Raw genomic sequence first — 13,140 nt, forward strand, 5'->3', positions numbered from 1 at the left:
CTATTTACTTCAGAATCGTTGCAGATTCGATAGTGACAGTCTTGCTTGGAACATCAGCCATTCTGCCCATGCGCGGAGCAGGTGCAACCATGGTTGGTACTTTGCGGATGGCATCAATAGTTTGCGTGCCAGAGATCACCTTGCCAAATACGGTATATCCATTACCCATGGCGTTAGGGTAGTCCAGTGCAGCATTGTCTTTCACATTGATGAAGAACTGTGAAGTTGCTGAATCCGGATCAGATGTACGAGCCATCGCAATCGTATAAACATTGTTCTTCAGTCCGTTCTGCGCTTCAGAAACTACTGGAGCATCTGTTGGTTTCTGATTTAAGTCAGCAGTAAAGCCGCCGCCCTGAATCATGAAGCCATCAATCACGCGATGAAAGATAGTGCCGTTATAAAAACCACTCTTTACGTAATTCAAAAAGTTGGCCGTTGTCTTAGGTGCTTTTACATCATCGAGCTCTACTACGAAATTACCCATCGTGGTTTTAAATTCCACCTTTGGCCCTGCAAATGCTGCATGACTAGCAAAACAGGAAATGGTAACAACAAGGGCAGCAAATAGCTTACGCATTAGAACTCCTTAAACAAGATAAAAATAGGTGATATTTGATTGTATTGCTCAATAACGTAGGAAGGGTAAACCGTCTCAGGATCGTCAGATTAGTCCGTTAGGGACATTGCTGGCATAGGCATAAGAAGCCTCTTCAAACATGCCAGGTCTTGCAAGGTAGTCAAGAACCCAGTCAATGGTGTCTACACCCCAAAAGCAGTGTTGGTTGACAATTAAGGCAGGCACCCCAAAAGCACCATCGGCTTTGGCTTGATTGGTGTTGGCAATCAGCTTAGCTTTTACTTCTGGACTCTCAGGTTTAGGTGTATCTGTCGTTAAGCCTAAGTAAGTGCAAAATTCTGGCCAAGATAAATTGGGGTCTTTCCCCTCTACCCACACATAATCAAAGGCGCGCTCAACCATCGCCCAGTCGGCATTCTTTTCTACCATGAGGCGTTGGGCAGCAACAGTCATGAATGGATGGTGCTCAGGAAAGCGAAAAGGAATACCTAACTTTTCTGCTTGCCATACGCAGAACTGATAAGTATGTGGACGTTTAGCAGCCACTTCTCCTGGGCCCTTGTTCTCAGAGGCTCTAAGTAGGCCGCCCAGCAGAATGGGAACAGGCTTGATATCTAACTTACTCTCAAGAACTTGTCTTTGCTTAATGTAAAGATAGGCAAACGGCGAAACAATATCGTAATAGAAGGAGGCCGCAATCTTTGTGCTCATATTGTCTTCATTGTCATTTAGCAATGCATTGTTTATTTCTTCTTGTGCTCTTCATCGAGCTTTTTCAAGAAAGCCAATTTTTCCTTAATCTGCATCTCAAGTCCGCGCTCAACTGGCTCATACCAATGCGGTTCTTTCATGCCCTCTGGTAAATAGGATTCTCCAGCAGCATAGCCATGTGGCTCATCATGGGCATAGCGATACTCTTTGCCGTGGCCAAGCTCTTTCATGAGTTTGGTTGGTGCATTGCGTAGATGATTAGGAACAGGTTTAGATTGATCATTCGCCACATAAGCGCGAGCAGCATTAAAGGCGTTATAGCTGGCATTGCTCTTGGAGGCGACAGCAAGATAAACCACCGCTTGTCCAAGCGCCAGCTCACCCTCAGGAGAGCCCAGTCGTTCATAGGTTTGCGCTGCATCGTTGGCCAATTGCATTGCTCTTGGATCTGCCAAGCCAATGTCTTCCCACGCCATTCGAATAATGCGTCTGGCTAGATAACGGGGGTCAGCGCCACCATCGAGCATCCGGCAAAACCAATACAAGGCTGCATCTGGATTGGATCCTCGAACGGATTTATGTAGAGCAGATATTTGATCGTAAAAGTGATCGCCACCTTTATCAAAACGCCGCGCTTGAGCGCTCAGGGCATTTTCAATAAATGACTGATCAACTAATTTAACCTCAGCATTTGGCGTGAGGACTGCATTGCGTACCTGCTCAACCAGGTTGAGAAGGCGTCGCGCATCGCCATCCGCATTTGAAATAAGGATGTTGATTGCAGCGGCATCAAACTGCACATCGGGCATTGCATGTTGATGCGCACGTTCAAAGAGTAATTTCAGTTCTTCAGGGGTGAGCGACTTCAAGACATAGACCTGAGCACGCGATAGAAGTGCTGAGTTCACTTCAAATGAAGGATTCTCGGTAGTAGCGCCGATAAAGGTAAAGAGACCTGATTCCACATGGGGCAAGAGGGCATCTTGCTGGCTTTTATTAAAGCGATGAATCTCATCGACAAACAAAATCGTTTGTTTGCCATATTGGGCCATATTTTGTTGGGCCTGCTCAATGGATTCGCGGATTTCTTTAACGCCAGCTAAAACGGCAGAGATGGCTATGAACTCACGATCAAATGCTTTGGCTGAAAGACGGGCTAGAGTTGTTTTACCAACGCCTGGAGGCCCCCACAAAATCATGGAGTGAGGCTTGCCAGAGGCAAACGCTAGATTGAGTGGCTTACCACTTGCTAATAAATGCGTTTGTCCAATGACCTCTTCAATCGTTTTTGGGCGCAATGCTTCTGCTAAGGGTGGAGGCGGCGCGCTCTCAAAAAGATTACTCATTGCATCATGCTTGAATAAAGAGAATCACTAAAGACGCCCAGATTAGGCATCCGGCAGCAACATAAGTTAAGCGATTGCGCATCGTCATAAAAGCCAAGCGTGCGGCATCATCTGAAAAATAATATTGATAAGTGTTCTGATCAATATTGCGCTGAATGATTAATGTCGAGGCCAAAATGACCAAACCTACTGGAATATAAATATGGAGTGCTAACCAAGCCACCAAAGCTGGAATAACACCCCAGATCCAAGCGTTGCGGTCTTCCCACCGATCGCCAGCAGGTGCTTTGCCTAATAGGTGCAAATTAGCCCCCCAATGTAAGGCGCCCATAAAGGAAGTGATTACGGCACCATAACCCGCTAAAGATTCAGCGCTTAAGTAATTTAATGGGGTCGGAGCTAGCTGCACCATTAAAGCCAGTCCAATAAATGGAATCAGGCCGGCATAGCCAAGTTTACGTACTAAGGATGGAATGGGATTCACGATAGAAGTTTCTAGGTTAATAAGATATGAATCAAATTATTTGTCGTAGGTATAAACGCCGCGGCCGGTTTTGCGTCCGAGATATCCGGCAGCGACCATTTCACGAAGTAGTGGGCAAGGACGGTATTTGGAGTCACTGAAGTTTTCAAAATAGACTTCCATGACTGCTAAGCAAGTATCGAGTCCAATCAGGTCTGCCAAAGCGAGGGGGCCAATCGGTTGATTGCAGCCCAACTTCATACCAGCATCAATATCCTCTGGGCTAGCGAGCCCCTCTGATAAAACAAAGAACGCCTCGTTAATCATTGGCAACAAAATACGATTGACTACAAAGCCTGGAGAGTTTTTGACAGTGATGGGCTCTTTGCCAACACGCTTAGCCATATCAATAATGGCAGCGTGTGTAGCATCACTAGTTTGCAAGCCACGAATTACTTCCACCAAAGCCATTAGCGGCGGCGGATTAAAGAAGTGCATACCAATAAAGCGGGCAGGGTTAGAGTCCAATGCTGCCAGTTTAGTAATGGATAAGGATGATGTATTGGTTGCGATGATGGTCTCTTTGCTCACAATCTCATCGACTTGTTTGAGAATCTTTTCTTTGATTGCTTGATTCTCGGTAGCCGCTTCAATGACTAGACCCAATCCTTTAAAGTCGGCATAAGAGGTGCTGCCTTTAATGCGCTTGAGGGCAGCTTCCTTTGCGTCACTTGTTAGCGTCTCTTTCTTGACGAGGCGATCTAAGCTCTTGCTAATTTGCTCGAGACCACGTTGCACAGCAGCCTCGTTAATATCAACCATAACCACATCAAGGCCAGCAACCGCACACACTTGTGCAATTCCGTTGCCCATAGTGCCTGCACCGATAACGCCTACTGATTGAATACTCATCCTATTTCCTCTTTTGATACTGGGTGGAACCAAACAACTGCTCTCTAGCCTTGTCATCATGCAAAGGCTTGCGTAATGCCGTTAATACTTCGCAACCTCGTTTTACAGCTGGTCGCGCACTAATCTTTTCAAACCATTTTTTGAAATGCGGGTAGTCGTTGATGTCGATACCTTGATTCTTCCAATTACGCGTCCATGGGTAAATCGCAATATCAGCAATCGAGTAGGATTTGCCAGCAATATAGGGATTATCTTTCAGTTGACCATCCAATACCCCATAGAGGCGCTTGGCTTCATTGGTGTAGCGATTGATGGCGTATTCAATTTTCTCGGGTGCGTAGAGGCGGAAGTGGTGGTTTTGTCCAAGCATAGGGCCCAGGCCACCCATTTGGAACATCAACCACTGCAACACCTCATACTTGCCACGCGTATCTTGCGGTAAAAACTTCCCAGTTTTGCCTGCGAGATAGAGCAGAATGGCGCCAGACTCAAAAACATCGATAGGCTTACCGTCTGGCCCATTGGGATCAACAATGGCGGGAATCTTGTTATTGGGGCTGATTTTTAAAAACTCAGGCTTGAATTGATCTCCTGCACCAATATCAATCGGGTGGGCGATCCAGTCGCGTCCCAGACGATAGCCACATTCTTCAAGCATGATGTGAACCTTGTGACCATTTGGTGTTGGCCAACTGTAGACATCAATCACGCTATTGGATTTTGGGTTTGCCATCTTTTCCTCTATAAAGTTTGTAAGCGCTGGAGCGCATGCGCAAGAGTCTGCTCTTGCTTTGCAAAACAAAAACGAATGACGCCAGACTCGGTAGCTTGATCATAAAAAGCGGAGACTGGAATAGCAGCTACGCCAACTTCAGTAGTAAGCCATTTACAAAAATCAGCCTCGTTTAATTTGGCTTGAGGGATGCCCAGCGCGGAGTAATCAGCGCATTGAAAGTAACTCCCTGGAGTAGGAAGTAGTTTGAATTTGGTTGGATTCAACCCCGCCCTAAAAACATCTCGCTTAGCCTGATAAAAGGCTGGCAAATTTAAATACTGTTTTTCATCTGAAAGATAACTGGCTAGGCCGTATTGCATTGGCGTATTGACGGCAAATACGTTGAATTGATGTACCTTGCGAAACTCTTTTGTTAAGGAGGGTGGTGCGGCTACATAGCCTACTTTCCAACCGGTAACGTGAAAGGTTTTCCCAAAGCTAGAAACCAGGAAGCTCCTAGCTGCCAGCTCAGGGTGGGATGCAACGCTGTGATGCTTGGCACCGTCATAGACCATATGTTCATAGACTTCATCACTCAGAATTAATGCAGAAGTATTGCGAACTAAAGCTGCCAAACGATCAAGGTCTGCTTTATCCCAAACCATCCCAGTTGGATTGTGAGGGGTATTAATTAAAACGAGACGTGTTTTGTGATTGATGGCATTTGCCAGCAAATCCCATGGAATTTCATAGGCAGCAACTTGTCCAGCTTCATTGCGTACTACTTGCAAAGAAATCGAAATTGTTTTTCCTCCGGCCAAATCAATTGCGGGGCGGTAGCAGTCGAAAGCGGGTTCTATGATGATGACTTCATCGCCAGGACTAACGCAAGAAAGTACGGCTGTAAAAATAGCTTGTGTACCACCAGCGGTAATTGTGATTTCCGTATCAGGATCGTAGTGGTGACCGTACAAGGTTTCGATCTTCTTACTAATGCCATTGCGAAGCTCTGCAACCCCGGCCATGGGTGCGTATTGATTTCGATCTGCCAGCATCGCAGCATTTACTTCAGCAATCAGTTTGCGGTCACACGGAAAGTCCGGAAAACCTTGTCCGAGATTAATTGCTTGATGCTCTGCAGCAAGGGTGGACATTACCGTAAAGATCGTAGTCCCTACCTTTGGGAGGCGACTAGGAAAAGAAGGGGTCACTAATGGGTTCATGGAGTTAGGGGCAGTGACGGTCTTTTAAAGCGGATATATCCGGTAGTCGCTAGAATGGTAAAAATACATTAACAAATTGTGCCATGCTGATCGTTCTCTCACCCGCTAAATCTCTGGATTACAAGACCCCCGTAAAGGTCAAGGCACCAACCTTGCCTGAGTTTGTCTCAGAATCGGCCAAACTGATTGCAGATCTCAAGAAACTAGCGCCACAAGACGTTGCCAAATTGATGGGCTTGTCCGATCAGCTGGCCACTCTAAATGTCGGACGCTATCGAGACTGGTCCAAGAAGTTCACTGAAGAAAACAGTAAGCCAGCAATTTATGCTTTTGATGGGGATGTCTATGATGGGTTTGATGTCAAAACCCTTAATGCCAAAGCCGTGACGTTTGCTCAAGACCATATTCGCATTTTGTCGGGCCTATATGGCGCACTGAAGCCACTGGATTTGATGCAGCCTTACCGCTTGGAGATGGGTACGGCATTCAAAAACCCCAGAGGTAAGGATCTCTATGCCTTTTGGGGGAGTCGCGTAACTGATTCTATTAAGAAGGATCTAGAGAGGCAAAAGAAGCCTGCTCTCTTGAACTTAGCTTCGGAAGAGTATTTCAAGGTTCTCCAGCCCAAAGAGCTGGACTGCCAAGTGATCTCCCCGGTGTTTCAGGACGCCAAGGACGGCAAGTACAAGATTATTTCTTTTTACGCCAAGCGTGCACGCGGCTTAATGGCGCGCTACGTAGTTGAAAACCGAATTACTGATCCAGCAGAATTAAAAGGCTTTAATTTAGATGGGTATAAATACTATGCTGCAGAATCTACAGTAGATAAGCCAGTATTTAGAAGGGCAGAAAGAAAATAATGGCCGTGCATCGCACCAAATCATCGCAACGCAATTCTCCTGAAGTCGAGAAGTTAGTGGCAGACGCTATTTCCTTGGCAGCTTCTGGCAGTCAGGTTGAGGATCGTTTTTGGGAAGAGCGTTTGAATGTGCGTTTAATGCGTTTACTCAAAAGTCAAAATCAAAATGTCATTGATGCTGCTTTAGATCAGACCTTTCGCATTAATACCGTGGCTTTTGAAGTGCTCGCCGATATTGCTGAAACATTGGCTGAGTCATTGAGGGTTGAGCATGAAGGGCAAGAGTGGGATGTGTTGTTGCTCGCAATGCCTATCGTTGCCCACACGCGTTATCAGATTCCATCTGGACCATTGCCAGTGAATATCATTGAGTCAACTGCGCAGGCTTTGCATAGTGCTATTGCCTCAACGGATACGCGTATAGCCATTGTTCCTTGGCTTTATAGTATTGATCAAATGCCGCATTCGCATTGTCAAACTCGCATCCTGACTGAGGCCCTAGCAACTGCCGCAATCTCCGGAAAAGACGTCAAGCTTGAGTTGCGCGATATGTCAGAAACCATTGCCGTATTAGCAGACCCTCGTTTTATTATTGCCGCCTTAAGTGCGCCGAGTGGTTCGCCAATATTTCGTTGGCAAGCAGAGCCACCAGCGCGTCAAGAGCGTGGTGTCAGTTTGATTGGTTGGCAAAATGCCATGCAAGATCCGATTGCATCCTTATTGCCTGGTTGTGAGTTCGAATTGCTGCTACCAGAGGCCTACTTCACAAACTGTCGCTTAGCGGATAAACATGTTCGACCATTGAGCATTCGTGCGGCAGTCAATTTCCTAGAAAGTACTCTTGGCATAATGCCTGCGGGCTTGTCTTGTGTAGTGGGTGCTTTTGGCGAAGAGCAGGCAGATGAATACCGCATTTCTTTCAGCGCAAAGGGATCTTCTGAAGTGATGTACGGGGTTATTTGGCCCTTATATGACCGCGAGAGCGTGGCGAGCGATGCTTTAAATGATTTATCGGATGACGAAAGTCCGATTAAAAAGATTTGTGATGCCCTACATGATGCGGGAGTAGAGGATGTATTCCGTCATGCCATGCTCTTTGATCCTGAGCTCTGCGATGACTGTGGTGCCCCTTTGTTTCCGGATCGTTCTGGCGAGGCTGTGCATGCTGAAATGCCAGATGACGCACCATCACAACAGCCTTTGTTTCACTAGACCAAGATAGTTTAGATAACAAAAAAGCCGAGGATGCCTCGGCTTTTTTGTTTAATGCAGTTTCAGAAATTAATTCTGGACAAAAGGTTCCGTACCGGCAAACAAATGCGGCAACTTACCGGACTTCATCTCTGCTGTTTGGCAGAAATCGGCAAGACGAACACCTGCTTTAATGTTGAATAGCATCGCCTTATTACCCAGCACCACAAGGTCGAAACCAGAGTTCATATTTTTGTAACGTAAGCTTCCCGGTAGGGAAGTTTGGCGCTCTAAATCATATGTTTTTGATTCCCAAGTTAAGCGAACCTTTTCATTGACGCCAGAGGTTTTGAACTGCTTACCCTCTTGGCATGTCCATGTAAATGCTTCTTCATTAGCGCTCACGTTTGCTGCGCCCAAAAGGCTTGCAAGTGCGATGCTAATAGCGAGAAGATTTTTCTTCATCTGTTTTTCCTTATGAGAGCAAGTGCTTAACGCCAGCCTGCTCTTCGAGTAATTCATTCAATGTGTGTGTCATACGCTCACGAGAGAATTCGTCGATCTCTAAACCTTCGATCATTTTGTATTCGCCGTTTTCGCATACTACTGGGAAGCCATAAATGACTTCAGCAGGAATGTCGTATTCGCCCTTAGACGGAATACCCATGGTTACCCACTTGCCATTTGTGCCCAGCACCCAATCATGAATATGATCAATCGCTGCATTCGCTGCAGAGGCTGCAGAAGAAAGACCGCGAGCTTCAATGATGGCTGCGCCACGCTTACCAACGGTAGGAATGAAAACGTCTTTATTCCATGCTGCATCGTTGATGGAATCTTTAACTGATTTGCCATCGATTGTTGCGAAGCGATAGTCTGGATACATTGTTGGGCTGTGGTTACCCCAAACAACTAATTTCTCAATATCAGCAACTGGCTTATTCAATTTGTTGGCCAACTGTGAGAGCGCGCGGTTGTGATCGAGGCGCAACATTGCTGTGAAGTTTTTCGCAGGAATATCTGGAGCTGATTTCATGGCGATGTAAGCATTGGTGTTTGCTGGGTTACCAACAACCAATACTTTTACAGTTTTCTTAGCAACTGCATTCAATGCTTTGCCTTGAGCTGTGAAAATTTGTGCGTTAGCTGAGAGCAAATCTTTGCGCTCCATGCCAGGACCACGTGGACGTGCGCCAACCAAAAGGGCAACATCAATATCCTTAAAAGCAGTCATTGGGTCAGAGTGTGCTGTCATACCTGCCAAAAGCGGGAATGCGCAGTCTTCGAGCTCCATCATCACGCCAGTTAAGGCTTTTTGAGCTTTTTCATCAGGAATCTCAAGCAATTGCAGGATTACGGGCTGATCTTTGCCCAAAAGGTCGCCATTGGCGATACGGAATAAAAGGGAATATCCGATTTGACCGGCTGCACCGGTTACGGCGACACGCATTGGGGCTTTTGCCATTACTGAGAACTCCAAATGAAGGTTATGTGGGTTAAATAAAGAAAACTTTTCTATTATCCATTCAAGTGTAGGGACTTTAGCTTTACACTGTCAATGATGTCTTATATAAGACTAGAATTACCTAGAATTTTATCCAATTGACGCGGTCTGGAGTTAATTTGTCTGATTTGACTTTGCCCATTGCCTCATTTAGCCCTCTGTACGAGCAGATTAAAGCGATGATTTTGGCTAGCTTGCAAGCCTCGGAGTGGCTGCCAGGGGATGCTATTCCCAGTGAAATGGAGCTTGCAGCCCGTTATGCCGTTAGTCAAGGCACCGTTCGCAAGGCCATTGATGAGCTTGCAGCTCAAAATCTCTTAGTTCGAAGACAAGGGAAGGGCACCTTCGTAGCCACTCATCAAGAGGATGACTGGCAATACCGTTTTTTACGTTTGGCCCCGGATTCGGGTGAAAAGTTCCACCTCACCAATCAATTTTTATCCTGCGAAAAGACTAAAGCATCAGCCTATGTGGCCAATTTGCTTAAATTAAAGGCAGGTGACCCCATTATTCATATTGATCGTGTACAAAGCTTTGCAGGCAAACCCATTGTTTTTGAAGAGATTTTTCTGCCTGGCGTCCGTTTTAAGGGCCTGGATTTGGAGGCTCTTCATGCTTGGCATGGGCCGGTTTACGCATTTTATGAGGGTCACTACGCTACCCACATGGTTCGCGCGGAAGAAAAAATTAAGGCTGTGGCTGCTGATGAGGTGTTGTCCAAACATCTCCACCTGAAGGAAGGTGCCCCGCTCCTTTCGGTAGAGCGTGTGGCTTTTACCTACGGGAATAAACCAGTAGAAATTCGGCATGCAAGGTACGACACTTTAGAGCAGCATTACGAGAACAAATTGAACTAATTTATAGAAGATCTGCAGAAGAAGTACAGAGCAACTACAGAAGAGCAAAATCAGTAAAAACCAGTAATTCACCCCTTTAAACGCTAAAAAATCCCCACCACCCCTAAGGTTTCCAATAGAATATGTTGCGATACAACAAAACCACAATGAACCTCCACCTAAAGATAGAGATTACCCATGGTTGATTCACAGCAAAACGTAAAAAAAGATAGACCGGTCTACCGAAATATTGGTCTGGCCCAATTGATTAAATACCGCCTTCCTTGGGCTGGTAAGGTGTCAATTCTTCATCGTATTAGTGGGGCAGCGCTGTTTTTGATGTTGCCTTTCCTGCTTTATCTTTTAGATCAAAGCTTAGCCTCAGAAGTGAGCTATCAAACGTTCCAAGCAATTACCGGCCATGTGCTGGTGAAAATTATTTGCCTTGGATTAATTTGGTGTTTCTTGCACCATTTCTGCGCCGGCATTCGTTATCTCCTTTTGGATTTAGAGATTGGCGTTGAAAAAGTAGATGCAAATCGCTCAGCAATCTTTGTGTTTTTCTTGGGTCTGGCTTTGACCGCGGTTGTTGGTCTCAAATTATTCGGCGTGTACTAAGCGCACATCATTTAAGGAAATTTCATGCCTATTTATCAAATTGGACCAAAGCGCTTAGTTGTAGGCGCCCACTACGGCCTTAAAGAATGGATCATTCAACGCGTTACTGCGATCGTGATGGTGGTTTTCACAGTTGTGTTGTTGGTTGATTACTGCATTACTGGCAGCGCGACTTATGAAGGCTGGGCTGCTTTGTTTAGCAACCAATTCATGAAGTTACTGACGCTCTTGGCATTCATTAGCTTGTTCTATCACGCGTGGATTGGTATCCGTGACATTTGGATGGATTACATCAAACCCGTCAGCGTTCGTTTGACACTACAAGTGTTGACCGTTTTGTATCTCGTAGCCTGTGCGGCCTATGCCGTTCAAATTTTGTGGAAAGTGTAATTCGATGACTGCAATTCAAAAATCATTGCCACGCCGCCGTTTTGATGCGGTGATTATTGGTGCGGGCGGCTCAGGCATGCGTGCTTCATTGCAGTTGGCTGAAGCCGGCTTGAATGTTGCCGTGCTTACTAAGGTATTCCCAACACGCTCACACACTGTTGCTGCGCAAGGTGGTATCGGCGCTTCATTGGGTAATATGAGTGAAGACAATTGGCACTATCACTTCTATGACACCATCAAAGGTTCTGACTGGTTAGGTGACCAAGACGTGATCGAGTTCATGTGCCGCGAAGCTCCAAAAGTAGTTTATGAGTTAGAGCACTTTGGTATGCCTTTTGACCGTAATCCAGATGGCACGATTTATCAGCGTCCATTCGGTGGCCACACAGCAAACTATGGCGAGAAGCCAGTACAACGTGCTTGTGCTGCTGCTGACCGTACTGGTCATGCAATGTTGCACACTTTGTATCAGCGTAACGTGCGCGCAAAGACGAATTTCTTTGTTGAGTGGTTGGCGCTAGATTTGATTCGTGATGATGCTGGCGATGTAGTTGGTGTGACAGCACTCGAAATGGAAACCGGTCAGGTATACATCTTGGAAGCCAAGGTTGTGATGATGGCAACCGGTGGCGCAGGTCGTATTTGGGATGCATCTACTAACGCCTTTATTAATACTGGCGACGGTATGGGCTTGGCTGCTCGTGCAGGCATTCCATTGGAAGATATGGAATTCTGGCAATTCCACCCAACTGGCGTAGCTGGTGCGGGCGTATTGTTAACAGAAGGTTGCCGCGGCGAAGGCGGTATCTTGCGTAATAAGGATGGCGAGCGTTTCATGGAACGTTATGCGCCAACTTATAAAGATTTGGCACCACGCGATTTCGTATCACGCTGTATGGACCAAGAAATCAAAGAAGGGCGCGGTTGTGGCCCTAATGGTGACTATGTTGTGCTCGATTTGACGCACATTGGCGCTGAGACAATTATGAAGCGTTTGCCATCTGTGTATGAAATTGGCATTAACTTTGCAAACGTTGATGTAACCAAAGAACCCATTCCAGTAGTGCCAACTATTCACTATCAGATGGGTGGCATTCCTACGAACATCCATGGTCAGGTAGTTGTGCCAGCAAACGGCATTCATAATGAAATCGTGAATGGCTTGTATGCCATTGGTGAGTGTTCATGTGTATCTGTCCACGGCGCTAATCGCTTGGGCACGAACTCATTGCTCGACCTCTTGGTATTTGGCCGTGCCGCTGGTAACCATATCGTTAGCTTGAATCTGAAGGATCGCGAGTTCAAGGCCTTGCCTAAAAATGCTGGTCAGCAAACTTTGGAGCGTATTGCCAAGTTGGATAACTCCACTTCTGGTGAATATGCACAAGACGTTGCAAATGATATTCGTAAGTGCATGCAGAAATACGCTGGCGTATTCCGCAATCAAGAGTTGATGGACGAAGGTGTTCGTCAAATGGCTAAATTGACTGAGCGCGCTAAGCACTTATGGGTTAAGGACAAGTCTGAGATCTTCAATACAGCACGTATTGAGGCTTTGGAAGTGGCTAACTTGGTTGAGACTGCAAACGCAACCATGATTTCTGCAGCTGCTCGTAAAGAGAGTCGTGGTGCGCATTCGCATGATGACCATCAAGAGCGTGACGATGAGAATTGGATGAAGCATACCCTTTGGTATAGCGAGGGAAATAAGCTGACTTACAAGCCAGTGGTATTGAAGCCTTTAACTGTTGAGTCCTTCCCACCTAAAGAACGTACTTTCTAAGCGAAGAGA

Annotated in this window: 15 protein-coding genes; 6 read left to right on the top strand and 9 right to left on the bottom strand. The window is 46.1% G+C overall.

The features are described from left to right. Positions 1-4 precede the first annotated feature (4 nt). From ICN20_RS08095 to ICN20_RS08125, 7 genes are all read right to left on the bottom strand, one after another. Positions 5-580, bottom strand: coding sequence for a peptidylprolyl isomerase (locus ICN20_RS08095; RefSeq protein WP_216239429.1), 576 nt, complete (start codon positions 578-580; stop codon positions 5-7). Between the two features lie 84 nt (positions 581-664). Beyond that, positions 665-1,291, bottom strand: a complete 627-nt coding sequence (locus tag ICN20_RS08100) for a 2-hydroxychromene-2-carboxylate isomerase (RefSeq protein WP_216239431.1) — start codon at positions 1,289-1,291, stop codon at positions 665-667. Between the two features lie 32 nt (positions 1,292-1,323). Beyond that, positions 1,324-2,637, bottom strand: a complete 1,314-nt coding sequence (locus ICN20_RS08105; protein ID WP_216239433.1) for a replication-associated recombination protein A — start codon at positions 2,635-2,637, stop codon at positions 1,324-1,326. A 4-nt stretch (positions 2,638-2,641) separates the two neighbouring features. After that, the gene (locus tag ICN20_RS08110) at positions 2,642-3,121 is read right to left on the bottom strand and encodes a DUF3429 domain-containing protein (RefSeq protein ID WP_370624538.1); all 480 of its coding nucleotides are present in this window, start codon (positions 3,119-3,121) and stop codon (positions 2,642-2,644) included. Positions 3,122-3,157: 36 nt separating this feature from the next. After that, positions 3,158-4,012, bottom strand: coding sequence for a 3-hydroxybutyryl-CoA dehydrogenase (locus ICN20_RS08115; protein WP_216239435.1), 855 nt, complete (start codon positions 4,010-4,012; stop codon positions 3,158-3,160). Position 4,013: 1 nt separating this feature from the next. Continuing rightward, on the bottom strand, positions 4,014-4,721 hold the full coding sequence (locus ICN20_RS08120; RefSeq protein ID WP_216240388.1) for a glutathione binding-like protein: 708 nt from the start codon (positions 4,719-4,721) through the stop codon (positions 4,014-4,016). A gap of 32 nt (positions 4,722-4,753) precedes the next feature. Further along, positions 4,754-5,950 carry a methionine aminotransferase gene (locus ICN20_RS08125; RefSeq protein WP_216239437.1) on the bottom strand — a complete coding sequence of 399 codons (1,197 nt, stop codon included), beginning with the start codon at positions 5,948-5,950 and terminating at the stop codon, positions 4,754-4,756. A gap of 83 nt (positions 5,951-6,033) precedes the next feature. On the opposite strand from ICN20_RS08125, the gene yaaA reads away from it, so the two are divergent. Together yaaA and ICN20_RS08135 are read left to right on the top strand one after the other, a co-directional pair. Continuing rightward, positions 6,034-6,810, top strand: coding sequence for a peroxide stress protein YaaA (yaaA, locus tag ICN20_RS08130; protein WP_216239439.1), 777 nt, complete (start codon positions 6,034-6,036; stop codon positions 6,808-6,810). Further along, on the top strand, positions 6,810-8,021 hold the full coding sequence (locus ICN20_RS08135) for a DUF2863 family protein (protein WP_216239440.1): 1,212 nt from the start codon (positions 6,810-6,812) through the stop codon (positions 8,019-8,021). The genes yaaA and ICN20_RS08135 overlap by 1 nt, the downstream gene beginning before the upstream one ends. A gap of 69 nt (positions 8,022-8,090) precedes the next feature. Here the strand turns inward: ICN20_RS08135 and ICN20_RS08140 are convergent, their stop codons facing one another. Further along, positions 8,091-8,465 (bottom strand): hypothetical protein, encoded by a 375-nt coding sequence (locus ICN20_RS08140; protein ID WP_216239441.1) that lies wholly within the window; start codon positions 8,463-8,465, stop codon positions 8,091-8,093. Positions 8,466-8,475: 10 nt separating this feature from the next. Beyond that, complete coding sequence (locus ICN20_RS08145; protein ID WP_216239442.1) at positions 8,476-9,465, bottom strand: malate dehydrogenase; 990 nt, start codon at positions 9,463-9,465, stop codon at positions 8,476-8,478. Positions 9,466-9,623: 158 nt separating this feature from the next. Between ICN20_RS08145 and ICN20_RS08150 the strand changes: the two genes are divergently transcribed. The 4 genes from ICN20_RS08150 (at position 9,624) to sdhA (ending at position 13,131) form a co-directional block, all read left to right on the top strand. Further along, positions 9,624-10,361 (top strand): GntR family transcriptional regulator, encoded by a 738-nt coding sequence (locus tag ICN20_RS08150; protein WP_216239443.1) that lies wholly within the window; start codon positions 9,624-9,626, stop codon positions 10,359-10,361. Between the two features lie 177 nt (positions 10,362-10,538). After that, complete coding sequence (gene sdhC, locus ICN20_RS08155) at positions 10,539-10,958, top strand: succinate dehydrogenase, cytochrome b556 subunit (protein ID WP_216239445.1); 420 nt, start codon at positions 10,539-10,541, stop codon at positions 10,956-10,958. A 24-nt stretch (positions 10,959-10,982) separates the two neighbouring features. Further along, positions 10,983-11,348: a succinate dehydrogenase, hydrophobic membrane anchor protein gene (gene sdhD / locus ICN20_RS08160; RefSeq protein WP_216239447.1), complete on the top strand. Its 366-nt coding sequence runs from the start codon at positions 10,983-10,985 to the stop codon at positions 11,346-11,348. Positions 11,349-11,352: 4 nt separating this feature from the next. After that, entirely contained in the window at positions 11,353-13,131 is a 1,779-nt protein-coding gene (gene sdhA / locus ICN20_RS08165) for a succinate dehydrogenase flavoprotein subunit (protein ID WP_216239449.1), read from the top strand. Positions 13,132-13,140: the final 9 nt, after the last annotated feature.

This window comes from Polynucleobacter sp. JS-Polo-80-F4, from assembly GCF_018881965.1.
Classification (GTDB): Bacteria; Pseudomonadota; Gammaproteobacteria; order Burkholderiales; family Burkholderiaceae; genus Polynucleobacter.

What these genes read in the sequence shown, in the direction of transcription:
- ICN20_RS08145 (WP_216239442.1), bottom strand. Translation starts at nt 9,465, where the DNA reads ATGGCAAAAGCCCCAATGCGTGTCGCCGTAACCGGTGCAGCCGGTCAA.
- yaaA (WP_216239439.1), top strand. Translation starts at nt 6,034, where the DNA reads ATGCTGATCGTTCTCTCACCCGCTAAATCTCTGGATTACAAGACCCCC.
- ICN20_RS08095 (WP_216239429.1), bottom strand. Translation starts at nt 580, where the DNA reads ATGCGTAAGCTATTTGCTGCCCTTGTTGTTACCATTTCCTGTTTTGCT.
- ICN20_RS08105 (WP_216239433.1), bottom strand. Translation starts at nt 2,637, where the DNA reads ATGAGTAATCTTTTTGAGAGCGCGCCGCCTCCACCCTTAGCAGAAGCA.
- ICN20_RS08115 (WP_216239435.1), bottom strand. Translation starts at nt 4,012, where the DNA reads ATGAGTATTCAATCAGTAGGCGTTATCGGTGCAGGCACTATGGGCAAC.
- ICN20_RS08100 (WP_216239431.1), bottom strand. Translation starts at nt 1,291, where the DNA reads ATGAGCACAAAGATTGCGGCCTCCTTCTATTACGATATTGTTTCGCCG.
- ICN20_RS08140 (WP_216239441.1), bottom strand. Translation starts at nt 8,465, where the DNA reads ATGAAGAAAAATCTTCTCGCTATTAGCATCGCACTTGCAAGCCTTTTG.
- sdhD (WP_216239447.1), top strand. Translation starts at nt 10,983, where the DNA reads ATGCCTATTTATCAAATTGGACCAAAGCGCTTAGTTGTAGGCGCCCAC.
- sdhA (WP_216239449.1), top strand. Translation starts at nt 11,353, where the DNA reads ATGACTGCAATTCAAAAATCATTGCCACGCCGCCGTTTTGATGCGGTG.
- ICN20_RS08135 (WP_216239440.1), top strand. Translation starts at nt 6,810, where the DNA reads ATGGCCGTGCATCGCACCAAATCATCGCAACGCAATTCTCCTGAAGTC.
- ICN20_RS08125 (WP_216239437.1), bottom strand. Translation starts at nt 5,950, where the DNA reads ATGAACCCATTAGTGACCCCTTCTTTTCCTAGTCGCCTCCCAAAGGTA.
- sdhC (WP_216239445.1), top strand. Translation starts at nt 10,539, where the DNA reads ATGGTTGATTCACAGCAAAACGTAAAAAAAGATAGACCGGTCTACCGA.